Source organism: Rhodococcus sp. MEB041, assembly GCF_030208955.1.
Classification (GTDB): domain Bacteria; phylum Actinomycetota; class Actinomycetes; order Mycobacteriales; family Mycobacteriaceae; genus Rhodococcoides.
In genome coordinates this window covers 1107360-1123787 of the sequence record NZ_JARVSZ010000002.1, presented here as the reverse complement: position 1 = coordinate 1123787, position 16428 = coordinate 1107360, and the positions used below count along the sequence as shown (strand labels likewise).

Annotated in this window: 18 protein-coding genes; 9 read left to right on the top strand and 9 right to left on the bottom strand. The window is 68.1% G+C overall.

What is annotated here, in order from left to right:
* The first annotated feature begins 42 nt into the window (after positions 1-42).
* On the top strand, positions 43-663 hold the full coding sequence (locus tag QRN16_RS09305) for an NAD(P)H-dependent oxidoreductase (protein WP_285185818.1): 621 nt from the start codon (positions 43-45) through the stop codon (positions 661-663).
* 9 nt (positions 664-672) lie between these two features.
* Here the strand turns inward: QRN16_RS09305 and QRN16_RS09300 are convergent, their stop codons facing one another.
* Positions 673-1188 (bottom strand): hypothetical protein, encoded by a 516-nt coding sequence (locus QRN16_RS09300; protein ID WP_285185816.1) that lies wholly within the window; start codon positions 1186-1188, stop codon positions 673-675.
* Between the two features lie 143 nt (positions 1189-1331).
* Here QRN16_RS09300 and QRN16_RS09295 point away from each other — a divergent pair, with 143 nt between their 5' ends.
* Positions 1332-2279 carry an ABC transporter substrate-binding protein gene (locus QRN16_RS09295; RefSeq protein ID WP_285185814.1) on the top strand — a complete coding sequence of 316 codons (948 nt, stop codon included), beginning with the start codon at positions 1332-1334 and terminating at the stop codon, positions 2277-2279.
* Between the two features lie 155 nt (positions 2280-2434).
* Here the strand turns inward: QRN16_RS09295 and QRN16_RS09290 are convergent, their stop codons facing one another.
* The 4 genes from QRN16_RS09290 to QRN16_RS09275 are packed head-to-tail and all read right to left on the bottom strand — an operon-like array spanning position 2435 to position 4900.
* Positions 2435-2902 carry a Sec-independent protein translocase subunit TatA/TatB gene (locus tag QRN16_RS09290; RefSeq protein ID WP_285185812.1) on the bottom strand — a complete coding sequence of 156 codons (468 nt, stop codon included), beginning with the start codon at positions 2900-2902 and terminating at the stop codon, positions 2435-2437.
* Positions 2890-3672 (bottom strand): twin-arginine translocase subunit TatC, encoded by a 783-nt coding sequence (gene tatC / locus QRN16_RS09285; RefSeq protein WP_285185809.1) that lies wholly within the window; start codon positions 3670-3672, stop codon positions 2890-2892. Before tatC ends, QRN16_RS09290 begins: the two co-directional genes overlap by 13 nt.
* A complete protein-coding gene (locus QRN16_RS09280; protein WP_027505561.1) occupies positions 3669-3902 on the bottom strand; it encodes a twin-arginine translocase TatA/TatE family subunit in 234 nt (77 codons plus the stop codon). The genes tatC and QRN16_RS09280 overlap by 4 nt, the downstream gene beginning before the upstream one ends.
* 23 nt (positions 3903-3925) lie before the next feature.
* On the bottom strand, positions 3926-4900 hold the full coding sequence (locus tag QRN16_RS09275; RefSeq protein WP_285185806.1) for an intradiol ring-cleavage dioxygenase: 975 nt from the start codon (positions 4898-4900) through the stop codon (positions 3926-3928).
* Positions 4901-5061: 161 nt separating this feature from the next.
* On the opposite strand from QRN16_RS09275, the gene QRN16_RS09270 reads away from it, so the two are divergent.
* Together QRN16_RS09270 and QRN16_RS09265 are read left to right on the top strand one after the other, a co-directional pair.
* Complete coding sequence (locus tag QRN16_RS09270) at positions 5062-5397, top strand: nuclear transport factor 2 family protein (protein WP_285185804.1); 336 nt, start codon at positions 5062-5064, stop codon at positions 5395-5397.
* Between the two features lie 12 nt (positions 5398-5409).
* Positions 5410-6222, top strand: coding sequence for a MerR family transcriptional regulator (locus QRN16_RS09265; RefSeq protein WP_285185802.1), 813 nt, complete (start codon positions 5410-5412; stop codon positions 6220-6222).
* 175 nt (positions 6223-6397) lie between these two features.
* Here the strand turns inward: QRN16_RS09265 and QRN16_RS09260 are convergent, their stop codons facing one another.
* The 3 genes from QRN16_RS09260 to QRN16_RS09250 all read right to left on the bottom strand — a co-directional run bounded on the left by QRN16_RS09260 (position 6398) and on the right by QRN16_RS09250 (position 8208).
* Positions 6398-6733, bottom strand: coding sequence for a hypothetical protein (locus tag QRN16_RS09260; protein ID WP_285185800.1), 336 nt, complete (start codon positions 6731-6733; stop codon positions 6398-6400).
* A 61-nt stretch (positions 6734-6794) separates the two neighbouring features.
* The gene (locus tag QRN16_RS09255; RefSeq protein ID WP_285185799.1) at positions 6795-7202 is read right to left on the bottom strand and encodes a hypothetical protein; all 408 of its coding nucleotides are present in this window, start codon (positions 7200-7202) and stop codon (positions 6795-6797) included.
* A 22-nt stretch (positions 7203-7224) separates the two neighbouring features.
* On the bottom strand, positions 7225-8208 hold the full coding sequence (locus tag QRN16_RS09250) for an arsenic resistance protein (protein WP_056448682.1): 984 nt from the start codon (positions 8206-8208) through the stop codon (positions 7225-7227).
* A 93-nt stretch (positions 8209-8301) separates the two neighbouring features.
* Between QRN16_RS09250 and QRN16_RS09245 the strand changes: the two genes are divergently transcribed.
* The 4 genes from QRN16_RS09245 to QRN16_RS09230 all read left to right on the top strand — a co-directional run bounded on the left by QRN16_RS09245 (position 8302) and on the right by QRN16_RS09230 (position 14887).
* Positions 8302-8952, top strand: a complete 651-nt coding sequence (locus QRN16_RS09245; RefSeq protein ID WP_285185797.1) for a dihydrofolate reductase family protein — start codon at positions 8302-8304, stop codon at positions 8950-8952.
* A 31-nt stretch (positions 8953-8983) separates the two neighbouring features.
* Positions 8984-12508: an ATP-binding protein gene (locus QRN16_RS09240; RefSeq protein WP_285185791.1), complete on the top strand. Its 3525-nt coding sequence runs from the start codon at positions 8984-8986 to the stop codon at positions 12506-12508.
* Positions 12509-12568: 60 nt separating this feature from the next.
* Positions 12569-13585 (top strand): LacI family DNA-binding transcriptional regulator, encoded by a 1017-nt coding sequence (locus QRN16_RS09235; RefSeq protein WP_027505574.1) that lies wholly within the window; start codon positions 12569-12571, stop codon positions 13583-13585.
* 117 nt (positions 13586-13702) lie between these two features.
* Entirely contained in the window at positions 13703-14887 is a 1185-nt protein-coding gene (locus QRN16_RS09230; protein WP_285185788.1) for a phytanoyl-CoA dioxygenase family protein, read from the top strand.
* Between the two features lies 1 nt (position 14888).
* Here QRN16_RS09230 and QRN16_RS09225 read toward each other — a convergent pair whose 3' ends face one another.
* Positions 14889-15092, bottom strand: coding sequence for a zinc-ribbon domain-containing protein (locus tag QRN16_RS09225; RefSeq protein WP_027505576.1), 204 nt, complete (start codon positions 15090-15092; stop codon positions 14889-14891).
* Between the two features lie 69 nt (positions 15093-15161).
* Here QRN16_RS09225 and QRN16_RS09220 point away from each other — a divergent pair, with 69 nt between their 5' ends.
* On the top strand, positions 15162-16424 hold the full coding sequence (locus QRN16_RS09220; protein WP_285185785.1) for an MFS transporter: 1263 nt from the start codon (positions 15162-15164) through the stop codon (positions 16422-16424).
* Positions 16425-16428 lie beyond the last annotated feature (4 nt).

The following is a 16428-nucleotide window of genomic DNA, read 5'->3' as shown; positions in this document are numbered from 1 at the left end:
CCGGTAACCTACTGATGGTACATCCCGACCGAGAGGATCATCATGACCGCGCTCGTCGTCGTCGCCCACCCCGACACCACGTCCTTCACCCAGCGTCTCGCTCGCTCCGTCGCCGACCGACTCACCGAGGACGCCGTGTCCACCGCTGTCGCCGACCTTCATGCCGAGGGCTTCGATCCACGGTTCTCGCTCGAGGACCGCGCCGGATATCCGGCGGGTGGGACTCCTCCTGCGGATGTGCTCGCCGAGCAGCGTCGCCTGGACGGTGTCGACGACCTGGTTCTGGTCTTTCCGGTCTACTGGTGGTCGATGCCCGCGCTCCTCAAGGGGTGGGTCGATCGCGTCTTCACCGACGGGTGGGCATTCGACACCGGAGTCACGCCGACCGGACGCAGGCTCGACAACCTGACCGTGCATCTGGCCATGGTCGCGGGGGAGGACGCCGAGGGATTCGCTAAGCGCGGCTACGACACCGCCCTGTCCACCCAGATCATCACCGGCATTCTCGGATACACCGGCGCGCGAACCGGGCACACGGGAATCGTCCACGACGCGGAGACGCGCTCACGTGACTCCCTCGCCCGGGATGCGCGGGCGATCGTGGACGGCGTGGCGGCCCGGGTCCGTTCCTCGGCGGCGGAGGCTTCCGGTGCGCGGGCGTGAACTCGGTGGCTAGGCCACCGTGAAGCGAACCGTGTTGCCCGCGGGGTCGAGCAGGGTGGTGTTGAGTGGAGCGTCCGTGGTGAGGGTCAGTCCCGCTCTGCCGGAACCGATGTCGATCGCAATCTGCTCGGTCCACTTCCTGCCCGCGGGTGGGACCGTGCCGATGGCGGCCGACTCGAGATGGACCATCCAGGTCCCGCCTGTCGGCTTCGCGCCGCTGTAGGGATCCACGCGAGGTGCGTCGGTGTTGTTCATGTTCACGTAGACGGCCAGTGGGCACGCGTCGGTGACGAACGTCCTCCAGGTCAGAGTGACTACGGCGATGCCGGGCCTGTCGTGGGGTGTGTACACGTCGCCACCCACCTCGCCGGCGCACGGCAACGACATTCCCCGGCCCAGTGAGATGTTGTACGGGAAGGGTGTGAACTCCTGGTGGTGGGCCGATGCGAGGCCGGGTGATGTCGCGAGTACGCCGACGACTGCGGAACCTGTGGCGGCCAGACGTCTGAACCACGAGGAAGACACGAGTGGCACGATACGGGACCAGGGTGGTGGGTGAGCGCGAGTCCGGTCGGCGTTGCGGTGTCGTTGACGCATCGTGACCGTTCACACATGCTCGGGCCCGAGCTGGCGCCACAATGCTGTCGGCCACCTCGCTACGGTGAGGCGTGCATTACCAATCCTTTACCAAAGTCTTCGCAGTTGCCGGTGCCGTCGCGGTGCTGACCGCCTGCAGTGCGGACGTCTCGGCCGACGACGCCACCGGCCGCACGGTCGACACCAGCCTGGGGGCCATCGTCGTCCCCGACGAGATCCGGTCGGTCGTGGTCATCGACGGGCGTCGGGATCTGGACATCGCCCTGTCCTTCGGCCTCCCTGTCGTCGGCATGCCCGTCGAGTCCGAGGCTCCGCCGGAGATCCCGGGGCCGTTGACGGCACCGACCCGAGACCTGCTGTCGCGGGGAGTCGCGGAGCTTTTCCCGCGCAACAGCATCGACATCGAAGCCGTGGCCGCAGCGGATCCCGACCTCATCATCGCGCGTGACGAGGTGGTCGAGGAGATCTACGACCAGTTGAGCGCCGTCGCGCCTGTGCTCCCCGTGGGATCGACCGATTCCGGGGTGTCCTGGCAGGACGACGTGACCAGGGTCGGTGCGGCACTGGGTCGCGAGGACACGGCCGCCACACTGCTCGACGAGTACTCGGACCGCGTCGACGCGCTCCGACAGCAACTCGCAGGACCTCTCGGTGACACGACGGTGCTGTCGATCGCCACCGGAGACGGCGGTGGCATCTCGATCAACAGGGAGCGAATCACCTCGCTGGTGCTGGAGGACGTCGGAGCTCGATTCGGACAGGCCTGGCAATCGGCTCGTCCCGAGGCCGACTTCGCAGCGGAGAACATCCCTGTCGCAGCGGATTCGGACGTTCTTCTCGCGGCCATCACGTCGAGTGAAGATCTACGAGCACTGGAGTCGAATCGACTCTGGGCCGATCTGCCGGCTGTGCGGGACGGGCGGGTGGTGCGAACGGACAAGTTCACCAACGACGGTGGGCCTATCACAGCGCAGTGGTCACTCGACCTCGTCGAGCAGATGTACGGGTCGGCCGGCTGAGCGGTCTTCGGCGCGGACGTGCTCGGCGCAGGCGTCGTCGACCAGCTGCACGGGTCGCAGCGCACCACACCCCCTCCAGCCGGCTGAAGGGGGTGTGGGCGACGTGGAACCCGTGCGGCTTACCTGGTGTCGAGCGACACTGCCGACCTGAAGCCCTACAGCGTCTCTCGCTGGGAAGGGCTCGCATCAGCGACAGGCGCGTCTGCCTCAGTCACGAGTCTCGCAGCGATTCGTCGGGGGTCGTCGGCGGGCAACGAGGCGATGAGGGTGCGGACGGGGTGCGAGGACGGTCCTGTCACCAGGTACTTCTGGCCCGGCCGTATCCGCTCCGCCTGCTCGATCATCTCGTCGGTCACGACGGTCTTCGGGGTGGTGTCGTGGAGTGCGTCGCGCACGATGCGTCGTGGGTCGTACTGCCGTAGGTCGAGCGACTCCCACTCCGAACGGTGGAGCGGCACGCCCATCTCCCGCTCCGCCGTGGCGCGCGTCGTCTCGATGAACTGCTTCAGCGTTCGAATCGCGCGAGTGAGGTGGTGTGCGTAGCCGGGCAGTCGGCTCGGTCCGAGTACGAGGCCGGCGATGACGGCGACGAAGAAGAGCTTCTCGAGGGTCAGGCCGAACATGGGGTTCTCCCGATCGTGGTGGGGTTCGAGGTGAGTGCCCGCCGGTCGTGCACGGTGGTGATGGCCACGGCGGCTCCGAAGAGCGCCGACATCGGCAGTGCGACGAGAAACATCGACAGCACGTCGGCCGCCGGCGTGACGAGCGCGCTGAAGAGGGCGATGACGACGACGATGATGCGCCAACTGCTGCGTAGCCGGTGGGCGGACAGGACTCCGAGGCAGTTGAGCATCACCAGCAGTACGGGCAGGACGAACGCGACTCCGGTGGCGAGGACGATCCGCATGACGAAGTCCACGTAGTAGGAGGCGTCGAGGATGGTGCTGTCCTCCTCGGAGGAGAAGCTCGCGAGGAGGGTGACCATGCGGGGGAAGATGAGGAAGCCGAAGGCGCACCCGGCGGCGAACAGTGGCACCGCCGCCGCGGTGAAGCCGAGAACGTACTTCTTCTCCCGAGCCGTGAGGCCGGGGGTGAGGTAGGCGAACAGTTCTCGCAGCCAGACCGGGCTCGACAGGATGATTCCCGAGAAGAGGCCGATCCTCATCTGCAGGTCGAAGGCCCCGGTGACGGTGTCGTAGTTCAGGCTGGCCTGACGAGACTGCGCGAGTTCCTCCACCGGTGTGCGCAGGACGTCGAGGATCTGGTCGGAGAGTACGAAGCCGAGAATCACTCCGACGACCAGCGACACCGCCGCGCGGGTCGCGCGGCGGCGTGCCTCGCTGACATGCCCGGCGAGGGGCATAGTGCCTCGCGCGGCGGTGGTCGTGGTCATGAGGCGTGTCGGTACGGCACCGGGACGCCGTCCGCGGCGGTCGTGGTCGAGTCGACGGCGTCGACGCGTCCCGTCGACGGCGTGGGGGTGTCGTCGCGGACCTCGTCCTTGAGGATGCGCATGGACTGCCCGACGCCTTTGGCGAGGGAGGGGAGCTTGGTCGAGCCGAAGACGAGAAGCAGGATGGCGAGGACGATGAGTGCGTGCCAGCCGGTCAGGTTGTGCAACATGATGATTCCTTCTGTGTGAGGGGTCAGTTGGACGGTGCGGCGGGAGGGGTCCCGCCGCCCATGGGAGGTTGTCCGCCGCCGGGCCCGCCCCCGGCGGGTGCTGCGCCGGCGGCGGGTTCGGTGGTGGTGTCGACGGCGACGGCCAGTGATCCGACGTAGCCGGAGGTGGGGTCGCCGGTGAAGGTGCCCATCTCGAGGTCGTGGCCGTCGCCGAACACGTTGTCGTTGTCGAGACTGCCGATCTGGGTGAGGTTCTCGGTCGACCCGGCGTAGGTGTCCAGCTGGTAGACGGCGTCGAGCATGTCCTGGGGGAAGGCGACCTGGGAGGTGGCTATCGCGTTGTCGGCGGTGGTGGCGGAGGCGATGTCCGGGTAGACCTCGAAGTGGATGTGCGTCCAGCGGCCGGAATAGCAGGCCGGGACGATGGTCGTGAAGGTCACGACGCCGGCGGCATCGGCGACCTGGACGCCGCGCAGATAGGTTTCGTCCTCGATGCCGTCGGAGTACATCGAGTACTTGCCGGCTGCGTCGCAGTGCCACAGGTAGACGGCGGCGCCGGTGAAGGGGTTGTTGTCGTTCGCGAGGTCGGTGACGGTGAAGGTCATCGACAACGGAACTCCGGCGGCGACGGTGCCGCCGTCCAGGCTCGAGGTGACGTCGGCGCGGACGATTCCCGATTCCTCGAGGACGTTGACGCCGTTGCTTCCGTCGGCCGGGTAGGGGCCGTTGGTCTCGTCGGGGATCTCGTTCGTGGCGACTGCGGCGGCGACAGCGGTGGTGGTCGTGGTGCTCGCGGTGTCGGACGACCCCGAGCACGCGGCCAGGGCCAGTGCTCCGGCTCCGGCGCCGACGACGCTGAGGACTCGGCGGCGGGTGACGAGAGTGGCGATGTCGAAACCGACTCCCTGATCGACGACGTCCTCGTCGGGCCGGGGGAGTGGGCGCCCGGCGTAGGTGGGCCCGTCGGGTGTGGGCGTGGGTTCGGGAACGGCGCTCATTGCTGTAGCTCCTCGGTTGTCGCGGTGTGCGTTTCGGTGTGGAGTCGATACTTCGTGAGGTTCCGGGGAGCGGCCTGCACGCCAGCTGTGAGGCACCCGGGAGCGTGTGTGGTCCGGCCACCACTTGACCTTCACCTCGGGGCAGGGCTGATTCTCGACGCATGACCACCACAGATGCTCCCGACGTCGTTCTCCGCTACCTCGACGCCGCCGACCGCGACGACAGCGACTCACTCACGACATGCTTTGCTCCGGACGGAACTGTGACGGACGAAGGCCACACCTATCGGGGCTGCGACGAGATCCGCGCGTGGCGTGAGACCGTGGCCGGCCGCTACACCTACACCACGACTGTGACGGGGTCCGAGCTCGTCGATGCGAGGAATCATCGAGTCTCGGTTCGTATCGCCGGGAACTTCCCCGGTGGGGTGGCCGACCTCGTCTACCGATTCGAGCTCGCCGACGGCGTGATCGCACGGTTGACCATCGGTGGATGAGAGACTGGGTCCGTGGCGGCGCGGGTGACCATCGGCGAGTTCTCGACGATGACGAGACTGACGCGAAAAGCGTTGCGGCTCTATCACGATGCTGGCCTCCTGGAACCGGTCGACGTCGATCCGTCGAGCGGGTACCGCTATTACGACGTTTCCCAGGTCGCGAGTGCACAAGTGATCAAGCGACTGCGCGACCTCGACATGCCGCTTCCTGATGTGCGGTCCTACGTCGCCGCCGAGAACGACAGTGTTCGGCGCAGTGTGCTCACGCAGCACCTCGATCGCCTGGAGTCGGAATTGCGGCGGACGCACGACGCGGTGTCGTCGCTCCGTGCACTGGTGAACGAGTCGATGACGTCGCCGTCGATCGAGATGCGGACCGACCCCCCGATCGTCGCCGTGGCCGTCAGCGGCACCGTGACGCTGTCCGGCGTCGCGGGCTGGTGGAATACCGCGCACGACAGCCTGATCGAGCGCCTGCGTAGTGCTGGAATCGAGGCTGTCGGGCCGCTCGGGGCCGACTTCGACAAGGAACTGTTCGCGGACGAGACGGGCTCCGCGTCATTGTGGTACCCCGTCGACGCGGCGCGTGCCGCTCGGTGCGCTCTCGACGTGGTGACGGTTGCCGGAGGCCACTTCGCCGTGGCGCTGCACGACGGTCCGGACGCCCGGATCGACGAGACGTACTCTGCGCTCGGCACCCATGTCGCAGAGCACGGCATCGGACGAGAAGGACCCGTGCGTGAGCGCTATCCGCGAGGCGTCGTCTTCGAGGGTGAACTGGTGACGGAGATCGGCTGGCCGGTCCGGGACCCCACCGCGCTGTGACCGCGACCGTCAGGGTCGGGTTGCGCGCGTTGCGTGATGACGATTGTGAGTGGTGGTGATGACCACGCTCGGAACGTAGAGGGCGAGGACGTGTGGCCGACATTCACGGCGGACACCTGGAAATCGGTCCAGATGCGCAGCGCCGCAGCGACGACGAAGACGAGTGCTGCCGCGATCACGAGGTCACCCGACCCTCGACGGCCGAATTGTGGCGGCGTGTGATGACGACGTGGGGAAGAAAGTAGCCGATCGTCAGCACTGCCGCGCTCAGCGCGATGGGTCCCGCGAAGGAATGTTGCCACAACGCCGGTCCGAGGTAGAAGCTGCCGAGCATCAGCGCGAAGACGCCGAACGCGCGAAGCAGGCGAATTCTCGTCGTGATCCGAGTCGCGGTGTTCTCATGTGTGAGCGACAGAACGACTCGCGGGTTCTCCCGAGCCGTGACCTTGGCACCCACTGCAGCAAGAGCGCTGCCGATGACGACGAGCGCGACGGCCGGGATCACGGTCATCTGCTTCTCCTCACGTAGCGGATCTCCTCAGCGTACCGATCGGTTCGTACACGGCGGCTCCTCATGGCCCGTCTGTGGGCGGACGCCGCGCGGCGTCCACCAAGAGCGATGCCTCGCGTAGCCCCAGCCCGGGGTGCGTCTCCCTCAGTGCTTTCACTGCCATCACTCTGGACGGCGCCGACGCCACGGCAGTATCGACGTCGGCACGCGGAACCTCGGCTGGATCGAGGGCAGGCGTTCGCCTCGTCGACCGGGCGCTGCCACCGAGGAACCACGCCCTGACGAAAGCCGTACCGGCGTAGGCGACGAGGACGACGCACGCTGCTGCTTTCGCGACATGCCACCACGACGGCGCCGAGACGAGCTCGGAGACCGCGTCGGGGAGGACGAGCGCGGCGAAGAACACCAGGAAGAACGTGGTGCCCGCTTTCTCCACAGCAGGTCGTTCGAACCACGGGCGATCTGTCATACGTCCACCGTCACACACGGCATCAGGTTCGCGCGGCGGGTACGAGCCTCGGAACCAGTCGCACGTAGACCACCATGCCGAGCAGCTCGACCAGTGTCTGTGTCACCACCACGACGGCAGCGAGGTCGAGTGCCGGCGGAAGGGCGAGGGCAAGGGGGAGAACGACGAGAGAGTTACGAGTCGCACCCGAGAAGACGAGTGCCCGTGTCGACGGCACGTCCTGACCGAACACCCGACCCACGCCGATGCCGGCCGGCGCCATGACCACGAGAAACGCGACGAAGACGAGGGCCGCGACGATGAGTCGGTCGAACTCGCCTCGGACCGAATCGATCTGCGACGCGACGACCACCGCGAGCGTCGCCATCATGAGGGGCACCATCGCGGCGGCCATCACGTCCATCAGCTGCAGGCCGACCCGATGCCGTCTGGCGAGTGCTTGCGTCAGTGCGGCCACCGTCAGAGGGACGACGATGAGCAGGACGAAGGCCTCCACGAACGGTGCCACGTCGATGACGGCCACCGTTTCGGATCCGGCGAATACCCACAGCCAGAGGGGAAGCAAGGCGACCTGCAGCAGCATCAGCAAGGGAGCGGCAGCGAGAAGCCGCGTCGACGCGGCACCCGCGAGCCCACTGAACACGATGACATAGTCGATACACGGAGCCAGCAGGACGAGCACGATGCCCACGAGTACCGCCCTCTCGTCCGCGACGACCCGCGTGAGGGCGAGGACGACCACCGGGACCACCACGAAGTTGAGGACCGCGACGGCTGCGAGGAAGCCGACATCACGGAGGGAGCGACCCATCTCCGCGAACGGGACTGCCAGGAACGTCGCGTAGAGCAGGGCGACGAGTACCGGATCGATGGCGTGTTCGAAGGCTGGGGCGGTCTGCGGGAAGGTCAGCCCGACAACGGCTCCGACGGCCAGTGCCGCGAGATACAAGCCGATCTGGTGCCTGTCCCACCACTGTGCGGCGGGGCTGTTCGCCCAGTCGGTCATGCGACGACACTAGGTGACGCGCTGGTCGTGCGATGAGTCCTCCCGGCTGTGCGAGTCTGCTCACCGACCACCTTCCTCGAGTCGGGAGCAGACATGACGCAGTTGTCGAGAGTGCAGAACTTCACCGTGTCCCGCGACGGGGTGGCCGCCGGCGTCGAGCAGAGCCTCGAGAACCCGTTCGGCCTGGACCATCGTGAGCTCATGTCGTGGTATCTCGGCACCGCGAGCATGCCGGGACGCCCCGGATCCGGCGGTACGCGCGGCCTCGACGACTACTTCGCTCGGGACTTCCCCAACAACATCGGTGCCGAGATCATGGGGCGCAACAAGTTCGGCCCACAACGCGGACCGTGGACCGATCACGAATGGCAGGGATGGTGGGGTGACGAGCCGCCGTTCCACACGCCGGTCTTCGTGATGACGCATCATGTGCGGCCGTCCCTCACCCTGTCCGACACCACGTTCCATTTCGTCGATGCCGGCCCGTCGGATGTCCTGACGCAGGCGAAGGCTGCGGCGAACGGTCGAGACGTCCGGATCGGTGGCGGTGTCACCACGGTCCGGGAGTTCCTCGACGCCGACCTCGTCGACACGCTGCACGTCGCGGTCGCACCCGTCGATCTCGGACCGGGCCTGGCGCTGTGGGAGTCCCCGGACGATCTGAACGATCGCTTCGAGCACGAGGTCGTTCCCAGCGCGAGCGGTGTCGTGCACCATCTATTCTGGAGGCGCCATCAGACGTAGGGTTCCCGCCGACCCGGGATAACTTACAACTGTGTCGCTTCCTTCTCGTGCCGTGATCCGGCTCATCGGATCGCCGCGGGTGGAGAGCGACGCGGGCGTCGTCGACGTCCGGGCCTTCGGCGGACCTCGGTGTGCGACGGTGTTCTCGTATCTGGCGATGAATCACGGACGCGGTGTGGTGTACGGCGAGCTCGCCTCGGTGATCTGGTCGACCGATCGACCCACCACCTGGTCGTCGGCCGTTCGGAGCGTCCTGTCCAAGGTCCGCGAGCTGCTGGCGACGAGTGCAGCGCTGGCGGGCACCACCGTGTCCAGTCGATCAGGAGCGGTGACACTGACGCTCGGCCCCGCGGTGATCGTGGATCTGGACCTGGCGCGTCGGCACCTGGATCCCGATCACCACTCGGCGGATGCGCGTGCCGATCGCGCCGGTGAGTTGCTCGGCCTGCTCGACGCTCCACCTCTGGACGGCCTGCACGGAACCTGGGCCGACGAGGTTCGCACCGTGTTCGGCCGCATCCGTCTTCGTGCACTGGAGGTGGACGCCGCCGCCTCGCTCGAACTCGGTCGCCACGAGCACGCGCTGGCCCGGGCGCAGGAGCTGCTCGACTCGGACCCTTTCTGCGAGGTCGCCTACCGGGTCGCCATGCGTGCGCACGACGCCCTGGGAAACCGCGCTCGCGCCCTCGGTGTCGCCGAGCGGTGCCGCACCGTGCTGGCCACCGAACTGGGCGTGGAGATGTCCGCGGAGACCCAGCGAGTGTTCGTCGAGTTGCTCCGAGATCCCGACGCGATCGAGGTGACGACACCGTCGTCGTCGCAGATGGTCGTCGTCCCGGCTCGACGAGCGGAGGTGGACCGCGTCGGGGCCACTCCTCCGAGCGATTCGCCCTTGCTCGTGGGACGTACCAGGGAACTCGACGTCATCGCGTCGGCCGTCGAGGCGGCCGCGGGTGGGGCCGGTCAGCTCGTCGTCGTCTCCGGCGACGCCGGCGTCGGCAAGTCGACGGTGGTGACCGCGGCGCTGAACCGTGCCGACTCCGCCGGCGCCGACGTGCTCTACGGGCGGTGCAGCATGGACACGGTCGTCCCGTTCGAACCGTTCATCGACGCACTCGGGCGCGAGAACGACCGGAACGACGATGCTCCCGCCGCCTCCGCCGTCCGCGAGATGCTGACGACCGGGTGGGTCGACACGGATCGGTGGTCGGCCGAGGGACCCGACGCGGATCATCGCGCGATGCTCTCGTCGGCGATGGAACGGTGGTTGACCGGTCCCACCCGTCGTCGGGTGACGGTGTTCGCGATCGACGATCTGCAGTGGGCGTCGCAGGCCACGCTCTCCGTGCTGCGATTCCTGGTACACGCGGCGGGGCGCCATCGCCTCTGTGTGGTCGTGACGATGCGCGGAGCGCAGCTCGACGGTCCTGCGGCGGACCTGCGGTCGGCCCTGCCGCCGTCCTCGGTGCACACGGTGTCGATCCCGGCCCTCACCGTCGAGGACGTGCAGGACTGGACGCGCCGGTGCGGCAGCACCTTGGACCCGATCTGGTTGCACGGCTGGACATCAGGATCACCGATCTTCCTCGAGGCCGTGTTCGACGCGCATCGGCGCGAGCCGGACGGACCGTCACCGGCGTCCCTGGCGGACGCCGTGCTGTGGGTCCTGCACCGCCTGACTCCGACCGCGCGGGAGATCGTGACGCTGTGTGCCGTCGCGGGAGTCAGCGCCACGCGCGTCGTCGTGCGCACCGCGCTCGCCACCCTCGACGACCGTTCCTTCGCTCGGGCGCTCGACGAACTGGCCGCCGCCGGTCTGGTGATCGAGGAACGAGCGCAGGACGTCCTGCACCTACGCCACGCGCTGATCGTCGACGTCGTCGACGCCACGCTGTCCGGGGCCGATCGCGCAGCGGCGCATTCTGCCGTCGCGGCCGCACTCATCGGCTCGGGGGCCACGTCCACCGTCGACGAGCTCGCCAGGACCGCAGGTCACCTCGAACGCGCGCTCGACGCCGACCGGTCGGCGGCAGCGGAGTATCTACGTCGTGCGGGCGAGAGGTCCTACGCCGTCGCGGCGTACGAGGACGCCGCCGAGTTCTTTCAGAGGGCGTCTGAGCGCAGCGTTCCCGGGGGCGACACCCGCGCGCGATGCGAACTGTTCATCCGGCAGGGGCGTTCGCAGCGGCGTGCACTGGACCGCGGCTACGGCGCGACCCTGCTGGACGCCGCCGAGATGGCGCGCCGACTGGGTGATCTCGATCTGCTGCTGGACGCGCTCACCGCGGACGTCATCGACGGCATCGCCCTGTTCCAGCTCTACGAACCCGACCCGAGGCGGACGGAGCACCTGCGGACAGGGCTCGATGCTCTCGAGAGGGCGGGTCGCGGTGCTTCCGGCGCTGCCTCCGAGCTCCTGACCCAGATGGTGGAGGAACTGGCATGGACCTCGACCGGATGGTCGGGTCGTGCTGCAGACCTCGCGCGCGCGGCCGACATGGCGCGCGGTGCAGGAGACGACGACGCCCTCGCCCACGCTCTGCGCGCCGTTCTCACCGGCCTGCGGCTGCCTCGCTTCCGGCAGCAGCGGGCCGAGGCGCTCGCCGAGCTGGTGCGACTGGTGGACCTCGGACCGGGGCACCTCGATCCGTCGCTCGCCGTCACCATGGCGCGGGCGCACATCGAGTCCGGCGAGCCGCGCGAGGCCGCCGCGGCTCTCGACGCCGTGTCGGCCACGCGGCTCGCACTGGACGAGGAGGCCCTCTGGACGGTGCAGTGCATGCGGGTCGGACTTCTCGTCGCGACGGGTGAGTTGCGCCGTGCCGCAGAGGTTCTCGAGGACGACGTTCGCCGCCCGCCGCCGGCGCCGATGGGGCGGCACACGTGGGGCCGGGAGATGAATGCCGTCTTCCTGCTCGGAATGTTCCGAGACGGGCTCGGCGAGTTCGCGGCGATGAAGCGGGACATGGAGCCACTCTTCGAGGCTCTCCCCGCCTATCGAGCAGCCTTCGCGTTGTCCGCCGTGGACAGCGGCGACACGGACGGCGCCCGATCCCTCGTGCAGTGGTTCGAGAACGGCAGACTGGCGGCGCTCTCCGTCGACACCTTGTGGCTCATCACCGTCGTCCTGGCGGCGCGCGCGGCTGCGGCGACGGCATCCACCGCGGTGTGCGAGGACGCGCTCGCACTGCTGGCTCCCTACGCCGATCACACCGTCCTGCTGACTCCCGGTGTCCTCGGAGTCGTTCACCACCATCTCGCCGACCTCTGCGCGGCACTCGGACGGTGGGACGACGCGCACGCTCACGTCCGGCGTGCCCGCGCCGCGCACGCCGCTCGCGGCTATCGGATGTGGGAGGCCGAGAGTGTGCTCCTCGCCGCTCGCATCGCGGTGTCCCGCGGCGAGCCCGTCGACGCGGTCGACGTTCGTGCGGCCTGGTCGACGGCGCGAGAGTGCGAGGCGGCGGCGTTGCTCGACCGTTTCGAGGAGATTCCGCTCGGCCCGGGCACTCCCGACCGACGGCCCCGACAGCCCAGAGGACCACGTCGGACTTGATAGCGTGTCGCTGATCGGGCAGTCGCGCGGCGCAGTGCCGTCGTCACCTCAGGAGCAGCAGTGGCGCATCGTTACCGGGTCAGAGAGATCGCGCAACAAGCGGAGTTGAGCGAGGCCACGGTCGACCGTGTGCTCAACGATCGCCCCGGTGTCCGCCCGTCGACACGGGAGATGGTGGCGCGGGCGATCGCCGATCTCGACGGCCAACGAGAACAACTGCGGTTCAGTGGACGCAAATACATGCTCGATGTCGTCATGTCTGCGCCCGATCGTTTCTCGAAGACCTTCAAGCGTGCGGTCGAGGCCGAACTGCCGAGTCTCGAACCCGCCACGGTGCGCGCACGGTTTCATCTGCAGGAGAGCGCCACCGCCGAGGCGGTGGTCGCGCGGCTGAACAGGCTGTCGGGCAGCGGATCTCAGGGCGTCATTCTGAAGGCGCCTGCCGTACCGGACGTCGCCGCCGCGGTCGATCGCCTCGTGGCCGCCGGGATTCCCGTGGTGACCTACGTGACCGACATTCCGGGGAGCCGACGGTCCGGGTACGTGGGTATGGACAATCGTGCAGCGGGGGAGACGGCCGCGTACCTGATCACCACGATGATGGCCGATCACCCGGGTGACGTCCTGATCACGCTGAGCAGCAACGCGTTCCACGGCGAGGAGGAGCGGGAGATGGGCTTTCGCACCGCGCTGCGACGACTACCCGGACCTGTGCGGACGGTCGTCGAGATTGCGGAGAACGACGGGCTCGACGATCGCGTGGAGTCGCTGGTTCTCGACGCCCTCGATCGTCACCCGACCATCTCCGCCGTCTACTCGTGTGGCGGCGGGAACTCGGCCATCGTGCGGGCCTTCCGGACGCTGGATCGACCCTGCCGGGTGTTCGTCGCGCACGACCTCGATGCGGACAACCGGGACCTGCTGTATCGCCGACAGATCAGCGCGGTTCTCGAGCACGACATGCGCGCGGACGCTCAGCGTGCGTGTCGGATGGTGCTGCACGCGCGCGATGCCTCGACCGCGGTCCGCGGATCCTCGTCACCCATCCGCATCGTCACCCCGTTCAACATGCCCTGATCGCGCGAGCGGGTCCCGCCTCGAGGGGAAACTGAGGGTTCGAAGCCTTGTCTCGAGGTGTCCGCGCCCGGCAGGCTCGACCATGACGACAACGGCCATCGGGACCGAGGAGCAGGTATGACCAGCAACATCAGCAGCCACTCGCACCGCGCGGATCGCCTCCGCGCGGCCGACTGCGACATCGAGGAGTTCCGGGCACTGGTGTCCGAGAGCACCCAGCTCGCCGACCACCCCCACGCGTCCGACGTGGTGCAGAACGTGCTCGTGTACGACGGACCGGAGCTCGCGCGGCGGGCGACCGACGACCAGGTGCGCGCCGACATCCAGGACGAACTGGCGAATGCACTCCTGAACGGCCCCGGCATCGTGGTGTTCCGCGGTGCCTTCACGGCCGACCACGCGGTCGCGGAGACCACCCGCACGTACCGGGACGTCATTCGTGGCCAGCGCGAGAGCGGTGTGAGCAACGGTGACCACTTCGCGAAGCCGGGAGCGAACGATCGCATCTGGTCGGCCCTGCAGAAGTTGGCGGTCGCCGAGCCCGAGCAGTTCGCTCTGTACTACGCCAACGATCTCCTGGCGCTGGTGGCGGAGGCGTGGCTCGGGCCGATGTATCAGGTCACGTCCGCCATCAACGTCGTCAATCCCGGTGGCGCCGCCCAGAATCCGCATCGTGACTACCACCTCGGGTTCATGTCGACCGACACGGCCGCGGCGTTCCGGGCGCACATCCACCGCCTGTCACCGGCGCTGACACTGCAGGGAGCGGTGGCGCACTGCGACATGCCGATCGAGAGCGGCCCGACGATGTATCTGCCGCACTCACAGAAGTTCGAGGCCGGCTACATCGCCTTCAACCTCCCCGAGTTCCGGGAGTACTTCGCCGACAACCACGTTCAGCTTCCGCTTCGGGAGGGCGACGCCGTGTTCTTCAATCCGGCGCTGTTCCACGCGGCAGGGCACAACACCTCGACCGACATCTTCAGGATGGCGAACCTGCTGCAGATCTCCTCGCCGTTCGGCCGCGCGCTCGACAGCGTCGACCGGCAGACGATCGTGTCCGCCCTGTATCCGACGCTGGTGGACTGGGCGGCGCAGGGTCGTGAGCGGGACGTCGCCAACGTGATCGCGGCGTCGGCCGAGGGTTACGCGTTCCCGTCGAACCTCGACCTCGACCAGCCGATCAGCGGTCTGGCGGGGGAGACGCACGCCGAACTGGTGCGGCGCGCGCTGGCGAGCGGGCTCGACGCCGCCGAGTTCGACGCCGCCGCCGCGGATCTGTTCGCCCGCCACCGGGCGTGACTCACACCTCGGTCGCGGTCCCGCAGATTCCGCACACCTCGAGCACGCGCCGCTTCCAGCGTGCGACGGGGATGAAGAAGACGCTGAGCTGCGTGTACTGCCGCATCCGCTCCCACTGGGTGGTGTTGTGGCAGCGGGGGCACGTCCGGGTGCTGCCGGCGCCGAGCGAGGACCGTTTCGTGCCGTATCCGAAGAGGAAGAACATCGGACCAGCCTAGAGGCCACCGAACACCCATGTGTGCGCACGTGCGCACACATGGGTATGGTCGTCGGCATGGCCGTTCTGCAGATTCGATCCGAGTCCGTTCTCGCGGTCCCGGCGTTTCGCAGGCTCTTCACCGCACAGGTGGTGGCACTGGTCGGCACCGGTCTGCTCACCGTGGCGCTGGGACTTCTGGCCTACGACATCGCCGGTAGTTCCGCCGGCGCTGTCCTCGGCACGGCGCTGGCCGTCAAGATGGTCGCCTACGTCGGGGTGGCTCCGGTCATGTCCGTGCTCACCGGCCGTCTGCCACGCCTGACCGTGCTGGTGTCCGCAGACGTCGTACGGCTCCTGATCGCGTTACTGCTGCCGTTCGTGACGCAGGTGTGGCAGGTGTACGTCCTCGTGTTCGTCCTGCAGGCGGCCTCGGCCACCTTCACGCCGACCTTCCAGGCCGTCGTTCCCGCGGTGATCTCCCGCGACGATCAGTACACCCGCGCGCTCTCGCTGTCCCGGCTCGCCTACGACCTCGAGTCGCTGGTGAGTCCGATGCTCGCCGCGGCGCTGCTCACCGTCGTGTCGTATCACTCGCTGTTCGTCGGCACAGCAGTAGGTTTCGCGCTGTCGGCCGTCCTCGTGGTGAACACCCGAATTCCGGACAGAGAGCCCCGGTCCGCCCTGGACGGGGCTCGGTCGTTCGGTGACCGACTCGTGGCCGGAGTGCGCCGCTTCGGTGGCCGTCCGTCGCTTCGGGGGCTGCTCGCACTGAACCTCGTCGTCGCGGCCGGAACGGCGTTGGTGATCGTCAACAGCGTCGTCTACGTGCGCGACATCGTGGGTGGGCCGGCCAGCGCCCTGGCCGTGGCTCTCGGCGTCTTCGGCGGCGGGTCGATGATGGTGGCGTTCGCAGTTCCCCGCATTCTCACAGTCGTCGACGACCGTCGGCTGATGCTCGCCGGTGGTGTGGTCGTCTCTCTCGGGACGACGGGTGCTGTCGCGCTCGCCGCCCTCCGTCCGAGTGGTGCCGCGGGCTGGGCGTCACTCGCCGTCGTCTGGGCCGTGGTGGGCGCTGGAACGTCGATGATTTCCACCCCGTCTGCTCGCGTGATCACCCGAGAATCCGACGACGGTGACCGGGACGAGCTCTTCACGGCGCAGTTCTCGCTGTCTCATGCGTGCTTCCTGCTCACCTATCCGGTGGCGGGCTGGGTGGGCGCCGAGGTGAGCCAGGTCGTCGCCGCGTCGATCATCGCCGTCCTCGCTACACTTGCCGCGCTGGGTGCCGGTCGGCTCTGGACTCCGGCATCGACGGTGGGCGCGCCACCGACCGAGTAGACGG

Coding starts and splice junctions, on each gene's coding strand:
- QRN16_RS09305 (WP_285185818.1), top strand. CDS start 43: ATGACCGCGCTCGTCGTCGTCGCCCACCCCGACACCACGTCCTTCACC.
- QRN16_RS09290 (WP_285185812.1), bottom strand. CDS start 2,902: ATGTTCGGCCTGACCCTCGAGAAGCTCTTCTTCGTCGCCGTCATCGCC.
- tatC (WP_285185809.1), bottom strand. CDS start 3,672: ATGACCACGACCACCGCCGCGCGAGGCACTATGCCCCTCGCCGGGCAT.
- QRN16_RS09280 (WP_027505561.1), bottom strand. CDS start 3,902: ATGTTGCACAACCTGACCGGCTGGCACGCACTCATCGTCCTCGCCATC.
- QRN16_RS09275 (WP_285185806.1), bottom strand. CDS start 4,900: ATGAGCGCCGTTCCCGAACCCACGCCCACACCCGACGGGCCCACCTAC.
- QRN16_RS09270 (WP_285185804.1), top strand. CDS start 5,062: ATGACCACCACAGATGCTCCCGACGTCGTTCTCCGCTACCTCGACGCC.
- QRN16_RS09260 (WP_285185800.1), bottom strand. CDS start 6,733: ATGACCGTGATCCCGGCCGTCGCGCTCGTCGTCATCGGCAGCGCTCTT.
- QRN16_RS09255 (WP_285185799.1), bottom strand. CDS start 7,202: ATGACAGATCGCCCGTGGTTCGAACGACCTGCTGTGGAGAAAGCGGGC.
- QRN16_RS09250 (WP_056448682.1), bottom strand. CDS start 8,208: ATGACCGACTGGGCGAACAGCCCCGCCGCACAGTGGTGGGACAGGCAC.
- QRN16_RS09245 (WP_285185797.1), top strand. CDS start 8,302: ATGACGCAGTTGTCGAGAGTGCAGAACTTCACCGTGTCCCGCGACGGG.
- QRN16_RS09230 (WP_285185788.1), top strand. CDS start 13,703: ATGACCAGCAACATCAGCAGCCACTCGCACCGCGCGGATCGCCTCCGC.
- QRN16_RS09225 (WP_027505576.1), bottom strand. CDS start 15,092: ATGTTCTTCCTCTTCGGATACGGCACGAAACGGTCCTCGCTCGGCGCC.
- QRN16_RS09220 (WP_285185785.1), top strand. CDS start 15,162: ATGGCCGTTCTGCAGATTCGATCCGAGTCCGTTCTCGCGGTCCCGGCG.